The 23,504-nt window shown below is 63.5% G+C and carries 19 protein-coding genes; 9 read left to right on the top strand and 10 right to left on the bottom strand.

Annotated features, from left to right (window positions below; all coding sequences use genetic code 11):
- The first annotated feature begins 11 nt into the window (after positions 1 to 11).
- From MesoLj_RS30160 to MesoLj_RS30135, 6 genes are all read left to right on the top strand, one after another.
- Positions 12 to 1,037, top strand: coding sequence for a zinc-dependent alcohol dehydrogenase (locus tag MesoLj_RS30160; protein WP_202323592.1), 1,026 nt, complete (start codon positions 12 to 14; stop codon positions 1,035 to 1,037).
- Between the two features lie 31 nt (positions 1,038 to 1,068).
- On the top strand, positions 1,069 to 1,800 hold the full coding sequence (gene hutC / locus MesoLj_RS30155; RefSeq protein ID WP_202323591.1) for a histidine utilization repressor: 732 nt from the start codon (positions 1,069 to 1,071) through the stop codon (positions 1,798 to 1,800).
- Positions 1,801 to 1,907: 107 nt separating this feature from the next.
- A complete protein-coding gene (locus MesoLj_RS30150; protein ID WP_202323590.1) occupies positions 1,908 to 3,206 on the top strand; it encodes a hypothetical protein in 1,299 nt (432 codons plus the stop codon).
- Between the two features lie 214 nt (positions 3,207 to 3,420).
- Positions 3,421 to 4,428 carry an ABC transporter substrate-binding protein gene (locus MesoLj_RS30145; protein WP_202327526.1) on the top strand — a complete coding sequence of 336 codons (1,008 nt, stop codon included), beginning with the start codon at positions 3,421 to 3,423 and terminating at the stop codon, positions 4,426 to 4,428.
- Positions 4,429 to 4,456: 28 nt separating this feature from the next.
- Positions 4,457 to 5,320 carry an ABC transporter permease gene (locus MesoLj_RS30140; protein WP_244735201.1) on the top strand — a complete coding sequence of 288 codons (864 nt, stop codon included), beginning with the start codon at positions 4,457 to 4,459 and terminating at the stop codon, positions 5,318 to 5,320.
- 10 nt (positions 5,321 to 5,330) lie between these two features.
- A complete protein-coding gene (locus tag MesoLj_RS30135) occupies positions 5,331 to 6,113 on the top strand; it encodes an ABC transporter ATP-binding protein (RefSeq protein WP_202323589.1) in 783 nt (260 codons plus the stop codon).
- Between the two features lie 71 nt (positions 6,114 to 6,184).
- Here MesoLj_RS30135 and MesoLj_RS30130 read toward each other — a convergent pair whose 3' ends face one another.
- Positions 6,185 to 6,523 (bottom strand): hypothetical protein, encoded by a 339-nt coding sequence (locus MesoLj_RS30130; protein WP_202323588.1) that lies wholly within the window; start codon positions 6,521 to 6,523, stop codon positions 6,185 to 6,187.
- Positions 6,524 to 6,698: 175 nt separating this feature from the next.
- Positions 6,699 to 7,019: a hypothetical protein gene (locus MesoLj_RS30125; RefSeq protein ID WP_140769485.1), complete on the bottom strand. Its 321-nt coding sequence runs from the start codon at positions 7,017 to 7,019 to the stop codon at positions 6,699 to 6,701.
- A 321-nt stretch (positions 7,020 to 7,340) separates the two neighbouring features.
- On the opposite strand from MesoLj_RS30125, the gene MesoLj_RS30120 reads away from it, so the two are divergent.
- Positions 7,341 to 8,786: a DHA2 family efflux MFS transporter permease subunit gene (locus tag MesoLj_RS30120; protein WP_202323587.1), complete on the top strand. Its 1,446-nt coding sequence runs from the start codon at positions 7,341 to 7,343 to the stop codon at positions 8,784 to 8,786.
- A 38-nt stretch (positions 8,787 to 8,824) separates the two neighbouring features.
- Here the strand turns inward: MesoLj_RS30120 and MesoLj_RS30115 are convergent, their stop codons facing one another.
- Positions 8,825 to 10,720 (bottom strand): ABC transporter ATP-binding protein, encoded by a 1,896-nt coding sequence (locus MesoLj_RS30115; RefSeq protein ID WP_202323586.1) that lies wholly within the window; start codon positions 10,718 to 10,720, stop codon positions 8,825 to 8,827.
- Positions 10,717 to 12,573, bottom strand: a complete 1,857-nt coding sequence (locus tag MesoLj_RS30110; protein WP_202323585.1) for an ABC transporter ATP-binding protein — start codon at positions 12,571 to 12,573, stop codon at positions 10,717 to 10,719. The genes MesoLj_RS30115 and MesoLj_RS30110 overlap by 4 nt, the downstream gene beginning before the upstream one ends.
- Positions 12,574 to 12,839: 266 nt before the next feature.
- Between MesoLj_RS30110 and MesoLj_RS30105 the strand changes: the two genes are divergently transcribed.
- Positions 12,840 to 14,276: an NAD(P)-dependent oxidoreductase gene (locus MesoLj_RS30105; protein ID WP_202323584.1), complete on the top strand. Its 1,437-nt coding sequence runs from the start codon at positions 12,840 to 12,842 to the stop codon at positions 14,274 to 14,276.
- Between the two features lie 43 nt (positions 14,277 to 14,319).
- Here MesoLj_RS30105 and MesoLj_RS30100 read toward each other — a convergent pair whose 3' ends face one another.
- From MesoLj_RS30100 to MesoLj_RS30090, 3 genes are read right to left on the bottom strand one after another with little or no spacing between them, the layout of a single operon-like run.
- Positions 14,320 to 15,576, bottom strand: a complete 1,257-nt coding sequence (locus MesoLj_RS30100) for a RhtX/FptX family siderophore transporter (protein ID WP_202323583.1) — start codon at positions 15,574 to 15,576, stop codon at positions 14,320 to 14,322.
- A complete protein-coding gene (locus MesoLj_RS30095; RefSeq protein WP_202323582.1) occupies positions 15,573 to 15,953 on the bottom strand; it encodes a hypothetical protein in 381 nt (126 codons plus the stop codon). The genes MesoLj_RS30100 and MesoLj_RS30095 overlap by 4 nt, the downstream gene beginning before the upstream one ends.
- A 1-nt stretch (position 15,954) precedes the next feature.
- Positions 15,955 to 18,159, bottom strand: a complete 2,205-nt coding sequence (locus MesoLj_RS30090; RefSeq protein ID WP_202323581.1) for a TonB-dependent receptor — start codon at positions 18,157 to 18,159, stop codon at positions 15,955 to 15,957.
- Between the two features lie 231 nt (positions 18,160 to 18,390).
- Between MesoLj_RS30090 and MesoLj_RS30085 the strand changes: the two genes are divergently transcribed.
- The gene (locus tag MesoLj_RS30085) at positions 18,391 to 19,317 is read left to right on the top strand and encodes a helix-turn-helix transcriptional regulator (RefSeq protein ID WP_202323580.1); all 927 of its coding nucleotides are present in this window, start codon (positions 18,391 to 18,393) and stop codon (positions 19,315 to 19,317) included.
- Between the two features lie 12 nt (positions 19,318 to 19,329).
- Here the strand turns inward: MesoLj_RS30085 and MesoLj_RS30080 are convergent, their stop codons facing one another.
- From MesoLj_RS30080 to MesoLj_RS30070, 3 genes are all read right to left on the bottom strand, one after another.
- A complete protein-coding gene (locus MesoLj_RS30080) occupies positions 19,330 to 20,826 on the bottom strand; it encodes an HAL/PAL/TAL family ammonia-lyase (RefSeq protein WP_202323579.1) in 1,497 nt (498 codons plus the stop codon).
- A 150-nt stretch (positions 20,827 to 20,976) separates the two neighbouring features.
- Positions 20,977 to 22,083, bottom strand: coding sequence for an alcohol dehydrogenase family protein (locus tag MesoLj_RS30075; protein ID WP_202323578.1), 1,107 nt, complete (start codon positions 22,081 to 22,083; stop codon positions 20,977 to 20,979).
- A 9-nt stretch (positions 22,084 to 22,092) separates the two neighbouring features.
- Entirely contained in the window at positions 22,093 to 23,472 is a 1,380-nt protein-coding gene (locus MesoLj_RS30070; protein WP_202323577.1) for an aspartate aminotransferase family protein, read from the bottom strand.
- Positions 23,473 to 23,504 lie beyond the last annotated feature (32 nt).

Raw genomic sequence — 23,504 nt, 5'->3', positions numbered from 1 at the left:
AGACGATCGCGATGAAGGCGGCACGGCTTTATGGACCCGGCGATCTGCGCGTGGAGAGTATCACCGCACCGGGCACTCCGGATGCGGGCTGGGTGAAACTCAGCATCGATGCCGCCGGCATTTGCGGGTCGGACCTGCACAATTTCCGCACCGGCCAATGGATAAGTCGCTCGCCTTCGACGGCTGGCCATGAACTGACCGGCACGGTGATCGCCTTGGGCGAGGGCGTCGACACCGTCGCCGTCGGCGACAGGGTGGTCGCCGATTCCCGGTTCTGGTGCGGAGACTGCGCGCAGTGCCGTGCCGGCAGGCGCCATCTCTGTGCTTCGCTGGGTTTCGTCGGCGAAGTCTGCGACGGTGGCTTCGCCGAACAGACGGTGCTGCCCGCACGCCTGCTGCATGTTGTCGATGCCACACTTGACGAGCGGGTCGCCGCCATGGCCGAGCCGCTCGCCGTGGCGCTGCACGCGGTGCGGCGCCTGCCCAAGACGGCAGGCTCCGTGCTTGTCGTCGGCTGCGGGCCGATCGGTGGTCTCGCCGCGCTGCTGCTGTCCCGGACTTTCCCTGGCGCCGTGCTTGTCGCCGACCGCAACCAGGCGCGCTGCGCCCGCGTGGCGAAGGTGACCGGCGCCAGGATCGTCGACCTCGACCGCGATGCCATTGCGGCAGCTACCGGCAATGCGCCGCTGCTGGCAGCTGTCGAGGCGACCGGCAGCGTCGCCGCTTTCACCCAGTTGCTCGGCGTTCTCGATTCCGGCAGCGCTGTGGCGATGGTCGGCATTTTCCATGGCCGTCTCGACATCGACCCCAATCTCCTGGTCGAACGCGAGATCGCATTGCTGGGATGTCATGCCTTTGCCGACGAACTGCCCAACGCCGTGCGGATGCTGGGCGAATTGAGCGACCCGCTGCTCGCCCTGATCGATCGCGAGATCGGTCTCGACGACATTCCGGCCGCCTATGAGCGCCTGTTGGCGGGGCAGAGCGACGGCTTGAAAACAATCATCCGCATGCGGCAACCTGTTGAGCCGGCGTGATTTCCGATAAATTGCCGGAAAGGATTTTGAAATGATCGATTTGCCCGATACGGCGAGCCCCCTTTACGAGAAGGTGAAGGACTACATCCTGGCCAATATCGGAACGGGCCGGTGGGGCAAGGATCGCAAGCTGCCGTCAGAGAACGAGCTGGTGGTTTCGCTTGGTGTCTCGCGCATGACGGTTCACCGCGCGTTGCGGGAACTGACCGCGGCGGGGTTCCTGATCCGGCTGCAAGGTGTGGGTACCTTCATCGCGCCGCCGCGGCCGCAATCGACGCTGATCGAGATCAACAACATCGCGGCCGAAATCGTCGAGCGCGGCAATCGGCATCGCTCCGAAGTCCTCGTGCTGGAAACCATCATGACGACCAAGGAGCTCGCTCTGTCCTTCGAGTTTCCAAAGCGGGTTTCGATCTATCACTCGGTCGTCGTCAATTTCGAGAACGATTTGCCGGTGCAACTGGAAGAGCGCTTCGTCAATCCGAGCCTGATCCCCGACTACGACAAGCAGGATTTTTCGAAGACCGCGACCTACGACTACCTCATGCAGAAAACTCCGGTGACCGAGGTCGAGCATATCATCTCCGCCATCCCCGCCGACGCCGAGACGGCGCGGCATCTGAACATCGATGTCGGCAGCTGCTGTCTGTTCCTGCATCGCAGGACATGGACGGGCGCCGTCGTGGCCACGATCAGCAAGCTGACTTATGCCGGCAGCCGCTATTCGCTCGGTAGCCGGTATTCCCCCTCCAGGACCAACTGACGTCGAAAGCGGATGCAGATCACGAAGCCTTCGGCGCAGATGTATTTACATGTATTGATAAGAGCCGTTTCCTGCCTTGCGGGCGGAATGGCTGGAAGGGACGACCGATGACGCAGAGTCGCACGGCGCGGATCCGCGCTCTCGCTCAGCACGATGTCGCCGAGGCGCAGCGCGCGCTGATGGCTTTGCTGGCCGATCTGTTCGGGATGAGCCCCAGCAATGTCCGCATCAATTTCGACAAATACAGTCTCAATTCGTTGAACGGCTTTTTCGACAGCGAGGGGCAGGCCTACTTCTTCAAGTTCCATCAGGAAGAACGTGAAGAGGGCATGACCGGCGAATACTACCGGGCCGAAATCCTGTCGCGTGCCGGCCTGCCGGTCGATCAGCCCGTCCATATGTCCGCCCAGCCCGGCGAGCAGATCCTTGTCTATCGCCGCCGCACGGATCCGAGATTTTCGGATGTGCTGTTCGCGCTGGATACCGAGGATGATGCTGGCAAGCGGCGCGAGGCGGTTCTTGCCGAGCGCGACCTGTCCGCCAGGCTGCTTGCTGTCTATCTCGAGACGCTGCATCCGGTGACGGTCGCGCAGGTCGCGGCGGAGCCTATCCACCGGCTGTTTCATGAGCGGCTGATCGACGCCGGTACACGCTCGTCGCCGGGCGGCCGGCTGGCTGATTTTTATGTCTGCAAGCCGTTTGTCTTTCCAGACCAGGAACTGGACTGGGATCATTTCTCCCGGCTGAAATTCGTCATCAACGGCCGGCCTTACGCCAGCAGCATCGGTGAGCTTTTCGACGCCGCGGCCGCGCGACTGCGGCCAGATCGGCTTGCCGACGCCGGCGGCGTGGTCGCGCATGGCGATGCCCACAACGCCAATGTCTGGTACACCGGGAAAGCGGGGAGGGCGGAACTGTCTTTCTTCGATCCTGCCTTTGCCGGTTCGCACATCCCCACGCTGCTGGCGGAGGTGAAAGCGACGTTCCACAACATCTTCGCTCACCCGTTCTGGCTCTACGATCCGGCCATCGCGACCGAGGTTTTTCGCGCGCGGGCGCGGCTGGAAGGAAACCTCTTCCACGTCGACACGGACTGGGATCTGAGCCCGGTCCGCCGCGACCTGCTGGACGTCAAGGCAACCGCCCTGTGGCGGCCCTTGCTGCTCGAGCTCAAGCGGCGCGGCATGCTGCCGGCCGATTGGCGCGCGGTTCTGCGCGCAGGGCTTTTCCTGTCGCCGACCCTGGTCATGAACCTGCGGGCCGGCGCGCGCAGCCACACGCCGGTCTCTTCCCTGATTGCCTTTTCGGTCGCGGTCATGGTTGGCAGCGAGCCTGGTGCCGGGGCCGACCGGGTCACCGATTTCCTCGACCGGATCGATCCTGAAAGGGCTGGCGAACGCGCCTGATTACAGGGCAAAATGGAGTCACGCCAACTTGTATATGCATGTATGTATTTTAGCCTTGACATCCGCTGCCGCTGACGCTGAAATATCCTTGCACTTCACCACGAAGTGGTGGGCAAGACGCCGGGGCACAGTGCCGCGAGAGCAGAAACCCACAGTCTCACCAGACCGGATGCCTGGGTATAAGAGCGGTCTGATCATCAAGGGGAACTAGATGATGCGTAACCTAGCAGGACAATTTCGCGCGCTCATGATGGCCGCCGCCATCGGGCTCGTCGCCGCCCCAGTGGCCCACGCGGCCGATGCGGCCATTCCCACCACGCCCGAGGCCGGGTCGTTCAAGATCGGCATCGAGCCCTGGCTTGGCTATGGCCAGTGGCACGTCGCTGACGCCAAGGGCCTGTTCAAGGCAAACGGCCTGTCGGACGTCCAGATCGTCAATTTCGCCGAGGACAAGGACATCAATGCCGCCTTGGCCAGCGGCCAGCTTGACGCGGCCAACATCGCCACCCACACGGCGATGGGCATGGTCGCCGCCGGCCTGCCGGTGAAGATCGTGCTGCTGCTCGATGTCTCCATGACGGCCGACGCCATCATCGCAGGCAAGGACGTCACCTCCATCGCCGACCTCAAGGGCAAGCAGGTTGCTTTCGAGGAAGGCACGACGAGTGATATCCTGCTCAAATACGCACTCGCGAAAAACGGCATGTCGGTCGCCGATATCCAGCCGGTTCCAATGCCGGCCGCCGATGCCGGCGGCGCCTTGATCGCCGGCCGCGTGCCGGTCTCCGTTACTTACGAGCCGTACCTCACTGTCGCCATGGCGCAGAACAAGGACGTCAAGCTGTTGTTCACCGCCGGCGAGGATCCCGGCCTGATCAGCGACGTGCTGGTGGTGCGCGATGAGGTGATCAAGTCGCGGCCCGGTCAGGTGCTGGCCATGATCAAGAGCTGGGACGCCGCGCTCAAGGACTATAATTCAGACACACCCGGCGGCCGCGCCATCATCGCCAAGGCAGTCGGTTCCGACGTCAAGGACCTGAACACCGCCTTCGACGGCGTGCGCTATTACTCGCTCGCCGAAAACAAGACCGCGCTGACCGGCGATTTCACCACCAAGACATTCGCCGATGTCGAAGCGGCCGCCAAGAACGCCAAGCTGCTGCAGGCGGATGTGACGCCTGAGCAGATGATCGACCCGTCCTTCGTCAAGGCGGCGGAATGACAAAGGCCGGATCGCGGTGGTAACGCAAATGTCCGGAGACCCCCCCGCGAAAACCGGCCTGACCGGTCCCGCAGCGAGACCGGTCGCGAAACAGGCCAGGCGCCGCCGATCCTCCGGGATCGGCGTGCCCATTGCCCGGTCGCGTTTCCTGATGATCGCGGTGGCCGTCTTTGTCGGGCTCGGCCTTGCCTGGTGGGCGGCGACCGGGCTGGAGTGGGTAAAACCCATCTTTCTGCCGTCGCCCGGCAGCGTCGCGACCCAGATCGCCAAGCTCGCCACGGACGGCACGCTGTGGATAGATCTCACGGCTTCGGCGTATCGCATCTCCATCGGCTTCCTCATTGCCTCTGCGCTGTCGATCCCGATCGGCGTGCTGATCGGCAGCTTCCGCTCCTGGGAGGCTGGTATCGAGCCGCTGGTGGATTTCATCCGCTACATGCCGGTCGTCGCTTTCGTGCCGCTCTCCATCCTGTGGGCCGGTACCGGCGATACGCAGAAATTCCTGATCATCTTCATCGGCACCTTCTTCCAGCAGGTGCTGATGATCATGGACAATGTGAAACGGGTTCCCGCCGATTTCATCGGCCTTGGCCGCACGCTCGGCCTGCCGGACCGCAAGATCCTGACGCGCATCGTGGTGCCAAGCGCCTTGCCGGGCATCTGGGATACGCTGCGCATCAGCCTGGGCTGGGCATGGACCTGGCTGGTGCTGGCCGAACTCGTCGCGGCGACGTCTGGCCTCGGCTATCGCATCACCGTGTCGCAGCGCTATTTCCAGACCAACACCATCATCGGCTACATCCTGCTTCTCGGCGTACTCGGTCTCATCACCGACCAGGTCATGAAGGCCCTGGAAAAGGTGCTGTTCCGGCAGGACGGCCATTCGCAATGAGGAACCGCCGATGACTGTTCCCAAATTGCGCATCGCCGGTCTCGACAAGAGCTTCGGCACGGGAGAGCGGCGTACGGAAGTGCTGCGCGACATCAACCTCGATCTTGCCGACAATGAGTTCGTCTCCCTTGTCGGCACGTCGGGCTGCGGCAAGAGCACGCTGCTGTCGATCGTCGCTGGACTGCAGGACTTCGACGCCGGCGATCTCAGCATCGATGGCGCGCCCATCCTGCAGCCTGGTCTCGACCGTGGTGTCGTCTTTCAGTCCTACACGCTGCTTCCCTGGCTGACGGCGCGGCAGAACATCGAGTTCGCCCTCAAGGCCGCCGGTTACGATCGCACGGCCTGCCGTGAGATCGCGCTTGAGCATCTCGACCTCGTCAAGCTGCCGCAGAGCGCCGACCGCTATCCGTCCGAGCTCTCAGGCGGCATGAAACAGCGCGTCGCCATAGCGCGCGCGCTGTCCTATCGCCCCAAGATGCTGCTGATGGACGAGCCGTTCGGCGCGCTCGATGCCTTGACCCGGCACCAGATGCAGGAACTGCTGACCCAGATCTGGGAAGAACACAGGCTGACCGTGCTCTTCGTCACGCATGACGTGGAAGAGGCGGTCTATCTATCGGACCGCATTGTCGTCATGGGGATCGGCCCGGGACGCATCATGCAGACCTTCAACGTCGACATCGAGCGGCCGCGCCGGGAAGAGGTGATGGAAACCCCGGCCTTCATGGATTTGCAGCGCGGCGTCCACAAGGCGATCCGCGAGGCATCAAGACGCCCCGAAATCGCCTAGTATCCGGACCGCCAACGTCGCTGATCCCGATGGTCCCATGGCACCCGCGCGCGGGTGCCATGGCTCATAGATCAGAGGATTCCGAACGGGCCATAATAATAGGGGCGGTATGGGGCACACAGCCCGAGCGCCAGCTGGACGGGTCCGCAATAGTAGTCATCATAGTACCCGCCGTAATAGCCGCCTCGCCAGCCGCCGCCGGCCCAATGGCGACCGTGCCCGCGGCGAAAGGCGTATCTATGCCCGCCACCGAAATGGCCGTCACCAAAATGACCGCCGCGGAAATGGCCCATGGCATGGCCACCGCCATTGTGCCTGACGAACGCGGCGTCGGCCGTGGTGGCAAATGAGGTCGTGCCTGCTGCCAATGCCAGCACGACCGAGCTTGCGAAAACGAGTTGTCTTTTCATGAGCGTCACTCCTATTTGTTTGCGACACTGCGCATGGGAGGAAAACGGCCTCCTCGCTGCACACGTTCCTTCACGAAAGCGGGACGGAACGTGACCCGGCGCGGTGCGCAACGCAGGCGTCCCGGGACATCCGGGTCGTCTGTCTTGCCCGGGCCCGGTGTGGTGCGGTCAGCGATCAGGGGCCGTGGGGACCGCACAGGTCGAGCGTCCACGCGATCGTTCCGCAGAAGTCGCCAGCGTAGCCATGGTAGCTGCCGTAACCGTTGTAGTAGTTGTCCATCCAGCCATTGCCGGTGGCCGAATTATCGCCGGTCCAACCGCCGCCGACCCAGCCGCCGTGACCTCCATGCCCGCCATTCGAATGGCCGCCATGGGCAGCGGTGAGGTGGACATAATGATGCTTGACGACGGCGGCATCGGCGACGGTTGCAAACGGGATCGCGCTGGTGGCCAGGGTCAGCAGGATGGAGCTGATGAATACGAGTTGTCTTTTCATGGGAATGTCTCCTTTCCGTTCCAGAGATATGGGAAGGAAAGGCGTCCCCCGCCGGACACGTTCCTTCACGAAACCGGGACGGGGGCTCGCCGAATTGCGCAGCGTCTTTGGGTGACGTCGCCGGTCCAGCCGGTGCCCAGCCCGCTCACGGCGCCGGTCAAGATTTGTTGACTTCCGGCAAGGTGGAAAGGACTACCCCCAACCTATTTGTCGGACCATAAGATGGCCGTGCGATCAGGCCCCGGCTGGCTGGCACAAGTGAGGCAATCTTGCCTTTGAACCGGGATGCGCCACTTTGGCTACAACCTACAAGCAGCCTGCATGACGGAATTGGCCGGAGCATTGGAACAGCCTCAATTTGCCACCGAGCGCGATCCTCGGCTGAGGCTGATCATCCCGATCATCGTCGCCGTCGCCTTTCTGATGGAGCAGCTCGATTCCACAATCATCACCACCGCGATACCGGCCATCGCGCAAAGCCTCGACACGACGCCGGTCCGGCTGAACCTTGCGATCACCACCTACATTCTGACGCTCGCCGTGTTCATTCCCGTCAGTGGCTGGTTCGCCGACAGATTCGGCGCGCGAAAAGTGTTCGCGCTGGCGCTGTTCACCTTCACCCTTGGCTCGGCTCTGTGCGGCATGGCCAACAGTTTCGGCATGCTGCTGGCCATGCGCGCGCTGCAGGGGTTGGGCGGCGCCATGATGACGCCGGTCGGGCGGCTCATCCTGCTGCGCAGCTTTCCGCGCAGCGGGCTGATCACCGCCATGACCTACATGACCTTGCCGGCCATCATGGGGCCGGTCATCGGGCCGCTGCTCGGCGGCCTGCTGACCACCTACGCCTCGTGGCGCTGGATATTCTACGTCAACGTGCCGTTCGGCTGCGTTGGCATCCTGGCGGCGCTGCGCTTCGTTGACGATTTCCACGAGGAAGCGGTGCAGCGCTTCGACTTCGCCGGGTTCCTGATGGTGGGATGCGGCGTGGCGCTGCTGCAGTTCGGACTGGAAAGCATCGGCCGGCCGATCGTTCCCGTTTCAGCCACAGTGCTGGTCCTGGCCGCTTCCGTCCTGCTGCTGCTGGCTTTCGGGCGGTATGCGCGCCGCGTCGTGGCTCCGGCCGTCGACCTGACGCTGTTTCGATTTCGCTCCTTCTGGGTCGGCACGCTTGCCGGCGGCTTGTGCCGCGTAGGTCTCAACGGCGTGCCGTTCCTCATGCCGCTGATGTTGCAGGTCGGCTTCGGCATGAGCCCGGTCACCTCGGGCTCGCTGACATTCGTCGGTAGCTTCGGTGCCTTGCTGATGCGGCCGCTGCTGTCGCCGCTGCTGCGGCGCTTCGGCTTCGGCGTCGTGCTGATCGGCAGCGCCGTCGTCGGGTCCGCCACCGTGGCTGGTTTCGCCCTGATGAATGCCGATACGCCGCATTGGATGATCGGCGTTTACGTCTTCCTGTTCGGCATCGTCCGCTCGGCGCAGTTCATGACCTCCAACACGCTGTCCTATGCCGACCTGCCCGCGGACAAGCTCAGCCGGGCCACCAGCCTCGGCGGCGTGCTGCAGCAGCTCAGCGTTTCGCTTGGCGTCTCGATCGCAGCCATGCTGCTGGGCCTGATCGCGGGGGAGGCCCACGTGCTCACGCCGGAACGTTTCCACCAGGTGTTCCTGCTGACCGCGATCATCCCGCTGCTCTCGATCCCGGGCTTCCTCTACCTGCGCGCCGAGGACGGTGTGCAGGTCAGCGGCCACGTCAGGCGACCCCGCAAATAAATCTCTCGGGGAAGAGCAGGGCGATCAGTTCGAACCGCTCAGGTCGCTTTGCCGACCGCCGCGTCCATTCCCATCTCTTCCTCGGAAACGTCGTCGAACGAAGCGTAGTTCATGTTGTAGAGGCGGGCGTAAAGGCCCTTCCTCTGCATCAACTGCTCATGGTTGCCGCTTTCGACGATCTCGCCATTTTGCAACACGATGATGCGGTCGGCGCCGCGTATGGTGGCCAGCCGATGGGCGATCACCAGTCCGGTGCGGCCCTCCAGAAGCTTTATCAGCGCCTTCTGGATCAGCATCTCGGTGTAGGAATCGATGCTGGCGGTGGCCTCGTCGAGCACCAGGATCTTGGCATCGGCCACCAGCGCGCGCGCAAAACTGATCAGCTGGCGCTGGCCGAGCGAGAGATTGCCGCCGCGCTGTTCGAGTTCGGTGTCGTAGCCATCGGGCAAGTGCTCGATGAAGTCGTGCGCACCGACCGCCTGTGCGGCGCGCACCACCTCTTCGCGGCTGGCTGATGTCTTGTGGTAGCGGATGTTTTCCAGCACCGTGCCGGAGAACAGGAACGGCTCTTGCAGCACCATGGCCACTTGGTCGCCGAGCGAATCCTGTGTCAGGTCACGCACATCATGGCCGCCGACCAGAACCTCGCCCGACCAGACATCGTAGAAGCGGTGCACAAGCGCCATCGAGCTCGATTTGCCCGAACCGGTCGGGCCGACAAGGGCCACGGTCTCACCTGGATTGACGCGGAAGGAGATGTTCTTCAGCACCGGCTGGTTCTGCCGGTAGCCGAAGGTGACGTTCCTGAATTCGACCGAGCCGTCCATGTCGCGCGACAGCGCCACCGCGTTTTCCTTGTCGCTGACATCCACCGGCACATCAAGCACTTCGGAGATGCGCTGGCCCGAAGCCATGGCGCGCTGCATGACGCTGTATTGCATGGTCAGCGAGCGGATCGGGTCGAAGAAGCGTTGGATATAGAACAGGAACGCCACCATGACGCCGACATCGAGGCTGTGTGACAGCACCATCGAACCGCCGACCACGATGACCGTCGCCATGGCGATGCCGGTAAGCGTGTCGACGATCGGCACCATCACCTGCGCGTATTTCGCAGACCGCAGATGAGCATTGAGATTGGCCAGCACCTTCTCGTCGTACAGGTCGAAGTTGACATGCTGGCGCTCGAGGCTCTGCACGGTGCGCACGCCGTGGATCCCTTCGGCCAGAGCGCCATTGGCGATGGAGTTGGTCTCGTGCGCGGCCATGAAGGCGACCTTGGCGCGCGGCAGCCAGAACAGGCGCACGATGAACAGCATCGGCATGGTCGACAGCGTCAGCAGCCCGAGCCGAAAATCGAGCCAGAGCAGGACGGTGACGATGCCGAACAAAAGCACGATGTCGCCCACCGACATGACCGACGTTTCGAGGAATTCCTGCATCGAATTGACGTCGCCTTGCAGGCGCGACATCAGCCGGCCGACCTCGGTCTTGTCCATAAAGCTCAGCGAGACGCGCTGGAGATGACTGAACATGGCGCGGCGCAGGTCGGAGAGCACGTTCTCGGCCACCTTGCCGACGACGCTCTCCTGCACATGGCTGGCGGCGTAGTTGACGAGGATGATCACGGTGAAGGCGGCGATCGCGGAGATCATCACCGAACGGTCGAGCTTGCCCGGAGTCATGCCATGATCGATGGCGTAGCGGATCACCAGCGGGATCGCCAGCTGGGTCAGCGTGAACACCAGCACAGCGGCGACCGAGATGAAGATCTGGCCCCGATACGGCCTGACGAAACTCCAGATGCGCCTGATGATGCGGGGGTCATAGGCCTTGCCGAAAACCTCTTCCTCGTCGCGGTGCGAGCCGACGACCGCCTTTGTCGGCCGTCCGCTTTTGTCATCCTTCTCGTCGTCGTCCTGCGTCGGCATCATGCGGCTCCCTCGAGCCGGTCTTCGTCCGGCCGCAGCTGCAGGTCGTAGAGCGCGCGATAGCGCCCGCCGAGCGCCAGCAATTCCTCATGCGTGCCGCGCTCGACGATTCGGCCGCCCTCGACGAACAGGATCTGGTCGGCGTGCATCAGTGAACTCAGCCGGTGCGAGATGATCAGCGTCACACGATCCTTGGCGAAGCGTTTCATCGCCGCCCGGATGCGCTGCTCTGTGCCGGCGTCGATGGCCGCGGTGGAATCGTCGAACACCAGCACCGATGGCCGCAGCATCAGGCTGCGCGCGATGGTCAGGCGCTGCCGCTGGCCGCCGGAAAGCGACGCGCCGCGCTCGCCGACGACCGTGGTGTAGCCGGCCGGAAGCCCGATAATATAGTTGTGCAACTGGGCATACTCGGCGGCCTGTCCAATTCGCGTCTCCCGCGCCCAGGGATTGCCGTAGGCGATGTTGTTCTCGATCGACGTGGTGAACAGGAACGCGTCCTGCTGCACGACGCCGACCACCTTGCGCAGCGATTGCAGCGTGACCTTGCTGATGTCCTGGCCGTCGATGGTGATCGCGCCCGAGGTCACGTCGTAGAAGCGCGGGATCAGATGCGCGATGGTCGATTTGCCGCTGCCGGGCGGACCGACAATGCCGACCGTCTCGCCGGACTTGGCCTCGAAAGAAATGCCGGACAGGGTCGGACGGCCGCCCGCGCCCTCATACCGGAAGCCGACATTGTCGAAACGCAGCACGCCCTCGGTGATGACCAGTTCCCTGGCATCGGGCGCGTCCTTGATGTCGAGCTCGGTGTCGAGCAGTTCGAACAGCCGCGTGCCGCAGGTGGAGGCGCGCGCGAACGAATTGACCATCAGACCGAGCTGGCGCACCGGCATCTGCAGGATGGTCATGAAGGTGAGGAACTGGGCCAGCGTGCCGACGCTGATCTGGCCCTCGATCACCTTCTGGCCGCCGAACCACAGAACCAGCCCCATGGCGGCGAGGAAGGAAAAATTCATGGCGCTGGTGTTGGAGACGCGGATGTCGACGCGTTCATTGGCCAGCTCGAGCGCGTCCTGCTTGGCGCGGTCGAATTTTGCGAGCTCATGGCGCTGCGCCGCGAAGGCGCGCACGACACGGATGCCGCCGAGATTCTCGTCCATCACCCGGCTCAGCACCGACAGCCGCTCCTGCAGCGTCAGCCAGGTGCTCCGGAGTCTCAACTGAGTGACCGAGGAGCGCCAGGCGACGAACGGCACGAAGCTGAGGCTGAGCAGCCCGAGCACGAGATCGGTGCTGATCAAGAGGTAGGCGCCAACGCCGATCAGCACGCCGAGCAGCACCACGCGCAGGATGCCGGTGGAAAAGAACATGCGCACGCCGTCGAGATCGAGCAGCCCGAGCGTGATGAGATCGCCGGTATGCACCCGGTCGTGGAAGGAGAAGCTCAGGCGCTGGATCTTCTCGTAGAAGGCGAGCCGCAATTCATAGCCGGTCTGGTGGCCGACCGCCTCGCCATAATAGTTCTGCGCCATGGTGAAGAGGCCACGCAGGATGCTGACGACGAGCAGTGTCAGCGCCGTGTTCCAGAGCGCCTGCTCGGCCGCGGTTCCGGCACCCGCGGCCATCACGCCTTGAGCCTGGTCGATGGCACGTCCGAGCAAGCGCGGAATGAAAAGCTGCAGCGTCGCGGCGATGAAGGTCGAGGCGAGGGTGATGGCGACTTGCCAGGGATGGCGCAGCGTCATGCGCACGATCCGCAGTAAGGTGCTGAGGCCTTTGCCCCAGGAGGCTTCCGCCACATGGGCAAACGATTTGCCGCGCTTCGCCACGCTGCTGGCTGCATCCGTACTCAAAGGAAAATATCCAGTCTAATCCGGACATTAGCCCGGATGAATAAAGCAGACTCAGTTCTGATGTCGCGATGTTACGCGTGTCCGACTTGACCCTTCAAGGGGCCAAAGGCGGCATCGCACTGTGCCTGAAAAGGCGATCGTGTCGCAACTTGCCGCCGGTTTGCCGCCAGCGATCGATCAGACACCTTTCCGGGCGGATAGGTTCTGATTATTCAGGATACCTTGCTGCCGCAGTAGGGCTTGCCGCACTTGCATTGGGGGACGACGTGACCACAAACACCAGCACACAGGCCGCGGAGCCGATCGATGCGCAAACCGTCTACACCGTGCTGATCTGCGATCTGGTCGGCCTGCGCCTCGGACCCGACGGCAAGCCTGACCCGAGCGAAGTGCGCGCCCATATCGAAGCCAAGGGCGGCCGGTTCCACGCTGCTGCGCTTGGAGACAAAGCGCGACTTGAGCGCGGCCGGGTGCATTTCTTCTACCAGCCGGACCTCAGCAACCGGGAAGAGCTGATCGAAGCCGCGGGCGACGGACGCTATGACGCCGTCATCGCGGCGGCGACCTTTCTGCCCGCCGAGACCGTTTTTCCGCTGGCCGGCGTGCGCATCGGCGCCGGCACCGGCAATATGGGCTCTCGCTCCTGGGGCGGCGGCGGCGAGGGCGGCACCGCGGTGCTGATGAACACGCCCGGCATCAACAGCCGCGCCACCGCGCAGATGGTGATGAAGGCGATCCTCAAAGTGCTGCCGGATCTCCCGGTCGACTTGCTGCACGACCGGGTGGCGCGCGGCGCCTTCGATACCGGCAGGGAACTGCGCGATTTTCCGACCGAGAAGCTCGAAGGCAAGACGATCGCGATCATCGGCTATGGCAATATCGGCCGCGAGGTGGCCAAGCTCGCCCGCGCCTTCGGCATGCGCGTGGTGATCCATGCACGGCCACGGCATCGCGACTGGATCGAAGCCGAGGGTTTCACCTATGCGGCGGACCTCGTCGATGCGGCGGAAGGCGCCGATGTGCTGAGTGTCCATGTCGGCCTGGGCAAGCAGGACGCGCAGACTGGCCGCTACGCCAATGCCGGGCTCATCGGTTCGGGTGTCCTGTTACGCATGAACAGGGGCGCGGTGCTGGTCAATTACGACCGCGGTGAGCTTGTCGACGTTGCGGCGCTTGGCGACGCGCTGGATGCGGGGCAGGTGCGCCACGCCGCCATCGATGCCGATCTCTTCAGCGATGTATCGACCGGGCGTCTCTCCGGCCCGATGCTGCCCTATCTCGACCTTGTCGAAAGGCATGGCGCCAGGCTTGAACTCCTGCCGCATGCCGCGGCCGACACGGACCATCCCTCGCGCGTCGCTGGTGCCAAGCAGGCCGTCGACCAGATTTTCGATGTCATCTGCCGCAAATCGGTGACCAATGCGAAAGGCACAGTGCCGCCGGGCTATCTTTCCCTTGGCGCGACGACGCCGCCCGGCATCGGACCGGTGACGGCTGATCATCTCCTGAAACTGACCGCCGGCGAATGCTCCGAACTGGCTGATGTCTGTGACCGGCAAAGCCGCTTGTGGAAGGCTCTATCGGATGCGCCGCCCGCCGAGCGCGGCGCGATTGTCGGTGAACAGGGCGAAGAACTTGTCCGGCTGATCGACCGCTTCTGCCTCCTGGCCGACAAGCTCAATCTCAGGGGCCCTTACCAATAGTTTCGGCCTGCCGTGCCCCACCCAGGCGCGTCATTTCAGGACGCTATCCTGCTCCAGGCAGTTTTCTCGCGAGCCTCGAGAGAAGATGCACCGTCAGCACTGTGGCCAGACCGGAAACAAGTGTGGCGATGAAGAAGAGCGCGGAATAGCCGATGCGGTCGGCGATTGCCCCGGCCATCATCGAGCCAACCAGATAGATGATGATCTGGGCACAGGATAGAATGGTGAAGTCGGTCCCCGGCTGGTCCTTTGACGACACCGCCATGAACAGGCTGTAGAGCGCGACGATCTCCATGTAGCGGATCAAGGTCTGAAATCCAGCCGCTCCCAGCAATGCCCATATGCCTGTCACCTGGCCGGCCGCGTGGAGGGCAAACAACAGGAAACAGACCGTGCGCAGCGTGCCGAGCAAAAGCAACGTCCCGCCCGCACCCGAGCGTCGAACCAGCATGGCCGCGATGAAGGAACCGGCAATGCCGGCCGTTGCCGCCGAGATGCCGCTCAGATATCCGATCGCCGACAACGGCAAGCCGGCGTCGACCAGATAGGACCCTTCCATGGATTTCACCAACCCCTCGCTCGCGCGGTAGGTCAAGGCGATCATCAGAACCGTCACGGCCTCCGGCCGCTTCAGGAAGCTGGAAAGCGATGGTCTTGCACGCGTCTCCACAGTTCTTGTGATCGTGTCCTCCGGCATGAAGGCGATCGCGATCAACGGCAATGCCGAGATCGCCGCGATCGTCAGCACCATGGCTTGCCAGCCGACCCAGCCGTAGAGAAGCAGCGAAACCGTGCCGCCGACGATGACGCTGAGCGCAACCGCTCCGCCCTGGATCGCATTGCCCATGGCACGATCCTCTTGCTCCAGGGCAAGCGTGGCATAGCCGTCGGTGGCGATGTCCTGCGTCGATGTCAGCACCGCAATCGCGAACCCTATGACGAATATGGCTTTCAGATCGGTCGGTTCCACCAGGGCAAGTGCCGCGATCGCGATCACCGTGCCGATCTGCGTGGGAAGGATCCAGCCACGGCGATGCCCGATCGCCATCGGCCTGATACGGTCGACCAGCGGCGCCCAGAGGAATTTGATCGTCAGCGGGATCATCAGTATGGCAAGCATGCCGATGGCGGTTCGCGACACCCCAAGTTCGCGCATGATCGGCGGCACGGCGGCGACCAGGAGATACCCCGGAATGCCTTGCGCGAGATACAGACCAGCCAGGACGGCAAAGAGCCGCAGGCGGCCCGAACCCCGCTGGCCGGCCGTTGTACCAATGGCTTGCGGCGCGAGCTCGGTCATGGTCTTGCGGCCCTGCCGAGATGCCTGGCGGCGAATTGATGCGCTTCGTCGCGGTTGCTGGTGACATGGACCGGAATGGCCCAGAGCCGTTCGAAGGATTGGCGTGATCGTGGGTTGGGATTCTCGCGCACCAACGCCAGCGCCCGGCACGAACTGGAAATGCGTTGTCGTGTCGCCTTTGCCCATGCCGCCTGACGAATTTCACCCTCGCGGGACAGATGCGTGTTGCCCGCAATGTCGACCACGATGGCATAAGGCCCTTCGAGATGGCCGATGCGGTCGAGCGCGGAGAGATAGTCGGCCTCATCGGTTTGCGCGTGCGGCGGGTAGAGCCGCAGATCGACGATACCGTCATCATGCATCTCGAAGTGGACCATCTCAGAAGGTGACCTTGTAGCCGAGCGAGATCGTCCGGCCGAAACCGTTGACGACGTTGTTGCGCGTGGCGCTTGCTGTCGGGTTCATGTAGTCGGTGTCGAACAGGTTCTCGATGCCGACGCTGAGGTCGCCCTCGCCGACCTTGTAGCTCGCAAGGACGTTTACCAGCGCCGCTCCCTTGATCTCGGGCACCGTCGTGATCTTGTCCCGGCCGGTGAAGAACTGGACTTCGCCGCGCAGGTTGAGGCCGTTGTCGAAGACATAGGTTCCGTAGACGGTGCCGTGCACCGGCGTGGCTATCCTGTTGTTCGGCAGCCAGTCGTCGATCTTGCCATCACCATCCTTGTCGTAGCGGCCTTCGGTGTAACCAAGGATGCCGCCGACAGTGAGGTTGCCGGTGAGGTTCCACCACGCGGTGGCTTCGACGCCCCAGATTTCCTCCTTCTGCTGCGAGACGCGGTTGGAGGCGATGTCGTAGTTGACGCCCTGGTCGGAGGTGGAAAGAAAAGCCGACAGCGAGCCGCCATGGTCGGCCTCGCCGCCGCGAACGCCGATCTCGTAATTGTTGACGATCTGCGGGCTGGGCGCGATATCGGCGTAGCTGACCGTATAGTCCGGCGCACCGGCGCCGGGGCACGCCAGCGCTCCATAGGCGTCGCACAGCTCGGCACTGCTGTTGGCGCCGGCCCGGCGCGTGAAGCTGCCGATGTCGGTCAGCGAGAACCCTTGCGAGAAGCCGCCATAAAGCTGGACATCGGGCGTCAGGTCGAACGTGCCGCCGATGTTGAATGTCAGATTGTCGTAGTCGAACGAACCGCCGATGACGTCGATCGCCGGATAGGGCCGGTTGATGTAGAAGATGGCCGGGCGATTGAAGTCCTCAATGTCGAGGAAGTAGCGCTCGTAGCGCAACCCTCCCTGCAGGCGAAGCCGGTCCGTTACCGGAACCTGCAGCTGGGCAAAGCCGGCGACCGAATTCTGCTTCATCGGGCTGATGACGTCCCAGCCGTTCTCGAGCTGCTGGAAGGTGTTGTCATGAACGAAGTCCAGCCCCCAGGTCAGCGTCGCGCCTTGCAGCAGCACGTCGAGAGGGGTCTCGACCGTCGCCGTGACGCCAGCGCGTTTGCTGAAGAGCGTGGTCTGGGCAAAACTCGCCTGCGGGTTGAGCGGGTTGCCTGAATAATAGACCTGATTGTTGACGAAGCGGTCGAAGCGCGTGAAGGGAAAGCGCTTCTCCATGTCGTTGTAGAAAGACTTCACTTCGAGCGAACCCAGCGCGAAGGCCGTGTCGGTATAGCGCGCGGTGAAATACTTCGAATTCTCCATCACGGATTCGCCCGTATAGGGCGCCGTGTAGTCTGGCACCGCCGGCGTGGCCTGGAAATTGGAGAACCAGTCCGGATTCTGCTCCATGCGGACCAGTTCGCCGGAGACCTCGAAGCGGCGAGACCCATCCTCATATCCCAGCCTTGCATAGAGGTTGCCGAAGTCCGTGCGGTCGCCGCCGCCCTGGCCAAGCATGGCATCGGATGGCAACTCGCGGCCATCGCCATCATAGGTCCGCCGCGTCCGCTGACCGCTTGCCGAGACCAGGTAATCGAACTTGCCGATCTTCTGCGTGGCCGAGAGCGAGATTTCGGGCGCCGCGGATCTGCCGGGATTGGAAGTGAAGGCCTTCACCTTCGTCTCGACCGTCACGGTCGGCTTTTCGGTCGCGTCTCGCCTGGTGATGAAATTGATGGTGCCGCCGGTGGCGCCCGAGCCGTAGAGGCTGCTCGCCCCGTTGACCACCTCGATGCGCTCGACTTTGCCGAGGTCGATCAGCGCAAGCGTGCGCGAAACGTCGCGCAGCGGCGTGTTGCGCGCAACGCCGTCGACCAACACGAGCACGCCACGGCCCCGAAAGCTTTCGGAAGCTCCCGAAATTGTCTGGTTGGCGATCGAAAATCCAGGTACCAGCCTGGAAATCAGCGTTGCAGGGTCGCTCGTCTGCTTCAGCTGTTGCGCAAGCTCGGCACCTTCGATGACTTGAATTGAGCCGGGGATGCTGGAGATCGGCTGCTCCGTTCGGCCCGCCGTCACCACCACCGTCTCGAGCAGCGTTGCGGGCGTCTGTTCCGTCCCGTCCTCAGCGCTAGCCGGAAGCGTGGTGGAAACAAGTGGAAGCAGTGCGAGGCAAGTCCCCGCGAGCAACCTGTCAAACATAGTGGCACCCCCAATTTGGCCATTCGGGCGCCGTCAAGGCGCGAGCCATAAAGCGCTGGCTCCGTTGTCCCGGATCGAATAAACATGTCTCAATTACTCATGTTATCGATCGGGGCGGCGGCACGCTTGGGGTAAAGCGAAGCCGGCACTGCTGAAAACGAACTCGGACAAGCCGATTTGGAAATGTTGCAGTTATATCACAGGCCTATCAATGCCGGCGGGATCAGCCCGGTGAACTTCGACATGTCGGGTCATGACGATGCCGAAGCCAGGCGATCATGCGCCGCTCATCTCCGCGAGATCATCGGCGAGGTTGCGCTGGAGGCAGGCCGGGGTGTCCTTCCGGGGATGCGCGGCGTCAGATGCGGTCTCGACAATCTGAGCGTCATGACATGCTTCTTCCCGTCCTCGCCATTGCGACTGTCAGGCAAGGGAACGTCCGGTTCGGACAGGGTTCTGATGTTGCGAAGCATGGAAGGTCCCCTCGTCGTCGAGCAGGGCGGGCTGAGGACGGAAGCCGCGCTAGGCGATTTTCTTTTCGTATCCGGCGAGACGCCATTTAGCTGGTATCTGCCGGAAGGTGGGCGGTTGGACTGCGGCAGCCTGCCGGGCAGCGCGTTCAGGATTTCTAACGAAACCCTGTCGAAGCTGATGCTGCGACCGATCCCCAGGACGTTCCCGCCGCTGCAGCTTCTGATCACCTACGGCGCCTATCTGCTGATGCGTGGACCGCATTCGGCTGGCGAGGCTGAGATGGCGAACGCCCATTTCAACGAAATACTGCCACTGGTCGTTGCCTATCTGGAAGCTCCATCGGAGCAGGACCGGGATCGGCTGTCGCCTGTGAAGCGCTACGTCGACGACCATCTGCGCGATGGTGGTCTCAACATTTCCATCGTGGCTGGAGTTCTCGGTGTCACGCCGAGATATGTCCAGCAGCTGTTTCAGCGTGAGGGGACGACCTTTTCGAAGTATCTTCTCGAACGGCGGCTCGCCGAGGCGCGCAAACTGCTGTCGCGGGGCTCGGGCGCGCGTTCGATCGGCGCCACCGCCTACGAAGTCGGCTTCGGAGATATTTCCTACTTCAACCGCACTTTCCGGAAGCGCTATGGCGTGGCGCCATCCGCCGTTAGGGAGCAAAGCGCGGCAGACGAGTGAGGTCCGCCTTGCTCAGTATCTTGGTCCCGCCACCATCCGCGCCACCCGCGTCATGTCGGCGCTCATCTCGCGGTCGTCGTCGAGCGGGCTGACGAGCGCGCGCACAGCGGCGAAGGTGCGCTGCGGCCCTTCGCCCAGGCTGTCGACGACGCCGCGCAACTCCACGCCCGTCGCCGCGAAGATCAGTTCCATCGCCACGAGATAGCGCATGCGCTCGATGATCTCGGCCGTCTTGGCCACCACACGCGGCGCCATCGACGACTGGTCCTCGATGCCGTCCGAAACCGCCAGCGGGCTCAGCGACATCGGGTTGGCCAGATGCCGGATTTCGGCTTCGAGCGCTGACAATGGTTTCTGCAACTCCGCATAGCCCTGGCGGCTGCCGCCCCTGGCCGACAGGAAGCGCGGCAGGTCCGCTATAACAGGTGACATCAGCTTCATGCAGCGATTGGCGGTGCCGACGGCGCAATGCGCAAGTGCTTGGCCAAGTTGCTCCCAGGCGAGCGTCATTGCAGTGAGGTCGAAATTGCCGTTGGAAACCACCCGCTCGTCCTCCGGCAGGATGACGGGGTTGTCGCCCGAATGGGTCAGTTCGATCTCCGTTGCCAGCCTTGCCTGTTCGAACGCATTGAGCAGGCCACCCCAGACCTGTGGCACGCAGCGATAGCTGAGCGGATCCTGGAGGCGCCGCGCCGCCTTGTCCTGCCACAGGCGGCTACCCACAAGCTCCTTACGCAGCCGCGCGCCGATCTCGCGCTGGCCGAAGGCCGGCCGCGCGGCAAGGGCATCCGCGTCGATCGCGGTGAGGGAGGAGCGAAACGCCTCATAGTTGAGCGCCACTGCAGCCAGCGCCCAGTCGATGAGATGGGCGACGTCTTCGAGGCACAGGCACGCCGTCCCGGTCGACAGGCTGTTGGCGACGATGATGGCGTGGCCGTCCTTTTCGCGCAGGTCGAGCGGCTCGAGCCCGGCGAGAGCCAATGCCTCGGCGGAGGGCATGATCCTGCCCTGGAACTCCGCCTCGCCATCGCCGCGCAGCGACCTTGCCATATGGCCGAGATGGGCAAGGTCGGCCGCGCCGATCGATCCCCAGGTGGGGATCACCGGATGGACGCCGGCGTTGAGCGCGGCGACAAGACCCATGACCACGCGTTCGGAGGTGCCGGTGCCGCCGGCGGCCATGCCCGAAATGCGTGCGATCATCAGCGCCCGCACCGCTTCGGTTGGCAGGGCGGGGCCGATGCCCATGCTGTGGCTGAGCGGCACGCTGTGCTGGAAGGCGATCAGGTCGGCCTGCGCGAGCGGCGTGTCGACACATGCGCCGAGGCCTGTCGTGACGCCGTACATCGGCTTGCCAAGCCCGGTGAGATGCTCGATGAGGGCGCGGCTCGCCCGGATGCGGTTCAGTGCCGCTTCACCCAGCACGAGCCGGGCGTTGCGCCGTGCGATCTCGGCGACGTCAGCCACGCCGAGCGGCTTGGCGTCGAGCAGTATCATTCGGCCTGTCATGTCTCGCCTGTATCCTGTGACCTGATGCCCGGACCAGCGGCGCGGTGGGCGTCACTGTTTGTGGCGGCTTGCCGATCTGACTGCAAGCCATTCCGATTGGGGCAGAGTCTGGAAGCCAAGCTAACAAGCGAAGGCCCAGGACTTTTGTTGCTACGACGCCGGCTGCTCCGCGACAGCATCGGGCACCACCACCAGCTTGCCGACAAAATCCTTGGCAACGAAATCCGCCTGCGCGCGGTGGAAATCGGAGAGCCTGTAGATGCCGCCGACCAGCGGCCGGATTTTTCTCGCCTCGATATATCCGACGATCCGGCGGAAGTCGGCGCGCGTGCCCTGGCTGGAGCCATGCAACTGCAGCTGCTTGAGATACATGGTCCTGAGATCAAGCTGCACGACCGGACCGGCGATCGCACCGGCGGTGGTGTAACGGCCTTCGGGCCTGAGAATGCGCAACAGATCATTGAAGATCGCGCCGCCGACGAGATCGGCCACCACGTCGATCGGCTGGCCGCCGGTCGCCTCAGTCACGGCTTGCGGCAGGTCGGCGACGCCACGGGTGATGACCGCCTCGGCGCCGATGTCGAGCACCGCCTGTTCCTTGCCCTTGCCGACGACGGCATAGGGAATAGCGCCGCGCGCCCGTGCCAGTTGCACAATGCCCGAGCCAACGCCGCCGGAGGCGCCGGTGACCAGCACCCGCTCGCCGGCCTTCAGACCAGCGCGTTCCAGCATCTGCTCGCCGGTGAGGTAGGCGCAGCAGAAGGTGGCGAGTTCGACATCGCTCATCTCCGTGTCGAGGACATGCGCGTTCTGCGCCGGCACTGTTTGATACTCGGCGTAACCGCCGTCGCGGCCATGGCCCATATAGTCTATGTCGGCCAGTGAATCGTCATCGCGATTGTAGATCGAGAAATCGACCATAACCCGCTCGCCGATACGGTCCGGCGAAACGTCGGCGCCGACGGCAACGACGGCACCGACCGTGTCGGTGCCCTGGATGCGCGGGAAAACAAGCGTGTTGCCCTGCCGCCGCCAGGTCGACACGGCGGAAGCGTCTTCCTCCGTGCCATAGGCGCCCTGGCGCACCCAGACATCGGTGTTGTTCATGCCGCAAGCCGTGACCTTGACCAGCACTTCGCCAGGCGCGGGTGCCGGCACTTTCACATCGGTGCGGTAGACGAGCTTTTCCGGTCCGCCGTGCCCGGTGAGCAGCACGGCGGCCATGGTGGCGGGGAGATTTCTTGTCATGGCATTCATGAGTCGATCTTAGAGATTGGCAAACACGCTTTTCACCGCATCGGCGGTCTTGGCCACCACGATGTCGGCTTCTTCGCGCGTCAGGCACAGCGGCGGCGCGAAGCCGAGTATGTCGCCCTGCGGCATGGCGCGGCCGATGACGCCGCTGGCGGCGAGCGCCGTCGCCACTTGCGGACCGATCTTTTGCGAAGCATCGAAGAACACCCGGTCGTCCTTGTCGGCGACGAACTCGACCGCCGCCAGCATGCCGTCGCCGCGCACGTCGCCGACGTGTCTGTGGCCGCCGACTGCCTTTGCCAGTTCGGCCCGGAAATAGGCGCCGGTCTCGCGGGCATTTGTCACCAGATCCATCTCGTCGATCAGTTCGAGATTGGCCACGCCCGCGGCAACGCAGATCGGATGCGCAGAATAGGTCCAGCCATGGCCGAGCGAGCCGAGCTTGTCGGAACCTTCGACCAGCACCTGCCACACCTTGTCGGCGACAATGACGCCCGAAAGTGGCGCATAGGCCGAGGTCAGCCCCTTGGCGATGGTGATCAGATCCGGCTTGATGCCGTAGTGATCGGAGCCGAACATGGTGCCCAGCCGGCCGAAACCCGTCACCACCTCGTCGGCGACCAGCAGCACGTCATACTTCTTCAGCACGGCCTGGATCTTCTCCCAGTAGCCGGCCGGCGGCGGCACGATGCCGCCCGTGCCGAGGATCGGCTCGCCGATGAAGGCGGCAACCGTTTCGGGCCCTTCGGCCAGGATCATCTCCTCGAGCTTGTCGGCACAATGCTGCGAGAACTGCTCCTCGCTCATCGAGCGGTCGGCGCGGCGGAAATAGTAAGGCGCTTCGGTGTGCAGCACCGGCGCGCGCGGCAGGTCGAAGGCGTTGTGGAACAGGTCGAGCCCGGTCAGCGAACCGGTCATCACGCCCGAGCCGTGATAGCCGCGCCAGCGCGAGATGATCTTCTTCTTCTCCGGCCGGCCCAGCACATTGTTGTAGTACCAGATCAGCTTGATGTTGGTTTCGTTGGCGTCCGAGCCGGAGAGGCCGAAATAGACCCTCGACATGCCCTTCGGCGCGCGGTCGATGATCATCTTGGCAAGCGTGATCGAGGCCTCGGTGCCGTGGCCGACATACGCATGATAATAGGCAAGGTTCTTCGCTTGGGTTGCGATCGCATCGGCGATCTTCTGGCGGCCGTAGCCGACATTGACGCAATAGAGGCCGGCAAAGGCATCGATGCTCTTCTTGCCATTGTTGTCCCACACGGTGACGCCTTCACCGCCGGCCATGATGCGGGTCGGGCTCTCACCCCGCGCATGCGTGCCCATATGCGTCGAGGGATGGAAGAAGTGGTCGCGATCCCAGGCATTGAGTTCGTTGGACTGGTCGAGCATTTTCTTGACTCCTTGAAAGACAAACCGGGCGC

It is taken from the genome of Mesorhizobium sp. 113-3-9 (genome assembly GCF_016756515.1).
GTDB lineage: Bacteria > Pseudomonadota > Alphaproteobacteria > Rhizobiales > Rhizobiaceae > Mesorhizobium.
This window is presented reverse-complemented; position numbering and strand designations above follow the sequence as displayed.

What these genes read in the sequence shown, in the direction of transcription:
- MesoLj_RS30075 (WP_202323578.1), bottom strand. Translation starts at nt 22,083, where the DNA reads ATGAATGCCATGACAAGAAATCTCCCCGCCACCATGGCCGCCGTGCTG.
- MesoLj_RS30070 (WP_202323577.1), bottom strand. Translation starts at nt 23,472, where the DNA reads ATGCTCGACCAGTCCAACGAACTCAATGCCTGGGATCGCGACCACTTC.
- MesoLj_RS30150 (WP_202323590.1), top strand. Translation starts at nt 1,908, where the DNA reads ATGACGCAGAGTCGCACGGCGCGGATCCGCGCTCTCGCTCAGCACGAT.
- MesoLj_RS30120 (WP_202323587.1), top strand. Translation starts at nt 7,341, where the DNA reads ATGACGGAATTGGCCGGAGCATTGGAACAGCCTCAATTTGCCACCGAG.
- MesoLj_RS30090 (WP_202323581.1), bottom strand. Translation starts at nt 18,159, where the DNA reads ATGTTTGACAGGTTGCTCGCGGGGACTTGCCTCGCACTGCTTCCACTT.
- MesoLj_RS30145 (WP_202327526.1), top strand. Translation starts at nt 3,421, where the DNA reads ATGCGTAACCTAGCAGGACAATTTCGCGCGCTCATGATGGCCGCCGCC.
- MesoLj_RS30160 (WP_202323592.1), top strand. Translation starts at nt 12, where the DNA reads ATGAAGGCGGCACGGCTTTATGGACCCGGCGATCTGCGCGTGGAGAGT.
- MesoLj_RS30140 (WP_244735201.1), top strand. Translation starts at nt 4,457, where the DNA reads ATGTCCGGAGACCCCCCCGCGAAAACCGGCCTGACCGGTCCCGCAGCG.
- hutC (WP_202323591.1), top strand. Translation starts at nt 1,069, where the DNA reads ATGATCGATTTGCCCGATACGGCGAGCCCCCTTTACGAGAAGGTGAAG.
- MesoLj_RS30135 (WP_202323589.1), top strand. Translation starts at nt 5,331, where the DNA reads ATGACTGTTCCCAAATTGCGCATCGCCGGTCTCGACAAGAGCTTCGGC.
- MesoLj_RS30095 (WP_202323582.1), bottom strand. Translation starts at nt 15,953, where the DNA reads ATGGTCCACTTCGAGATGCATGATGACGGTATCGTCGATCTGCGGCTC.
- MesoLj_RS30125 (WP_140769485.1), bottom strand. Translation starts at nt 7,019, where the DNA reads ATGAAAAGACAACTCGTATTCATCAGCTCCATCCTGCTGACCCTGGCC.
- MesoLj_RS30100 (WP_202323583.1), bottom strand. Translation starts at nt 15,576, where the DNA reads ATGACCGAGCTCGCGCCGCAAGCCATTGGTACAACGGCCGGCCAGCGG.
- MesoLj_RS30130 (WP_202323588.1), bottom strand. Translation starts at nt 6,523, where the DNA reads ATGAAAAGACAACTCGTTTTCGCAAGCTCGGTCGTGCTGGCATTGGCA.
- MesoLj_RS30080 (WP_202323579.1), bottom strand. Translation starts at nt 20,826, where the DNA reads ATGACAGGCCGAATGATACTGCTCGACGCCAAGCCGCTCGGCGTGGCT.
- MesoLj_RS30115 (WP_202323586.1), bottom strand. Translation starts at nt 10,720, where the DNA reads ATGATGCCGACGCAGGACGACGACGAGAAGGATGACAAAAGCGGACGG.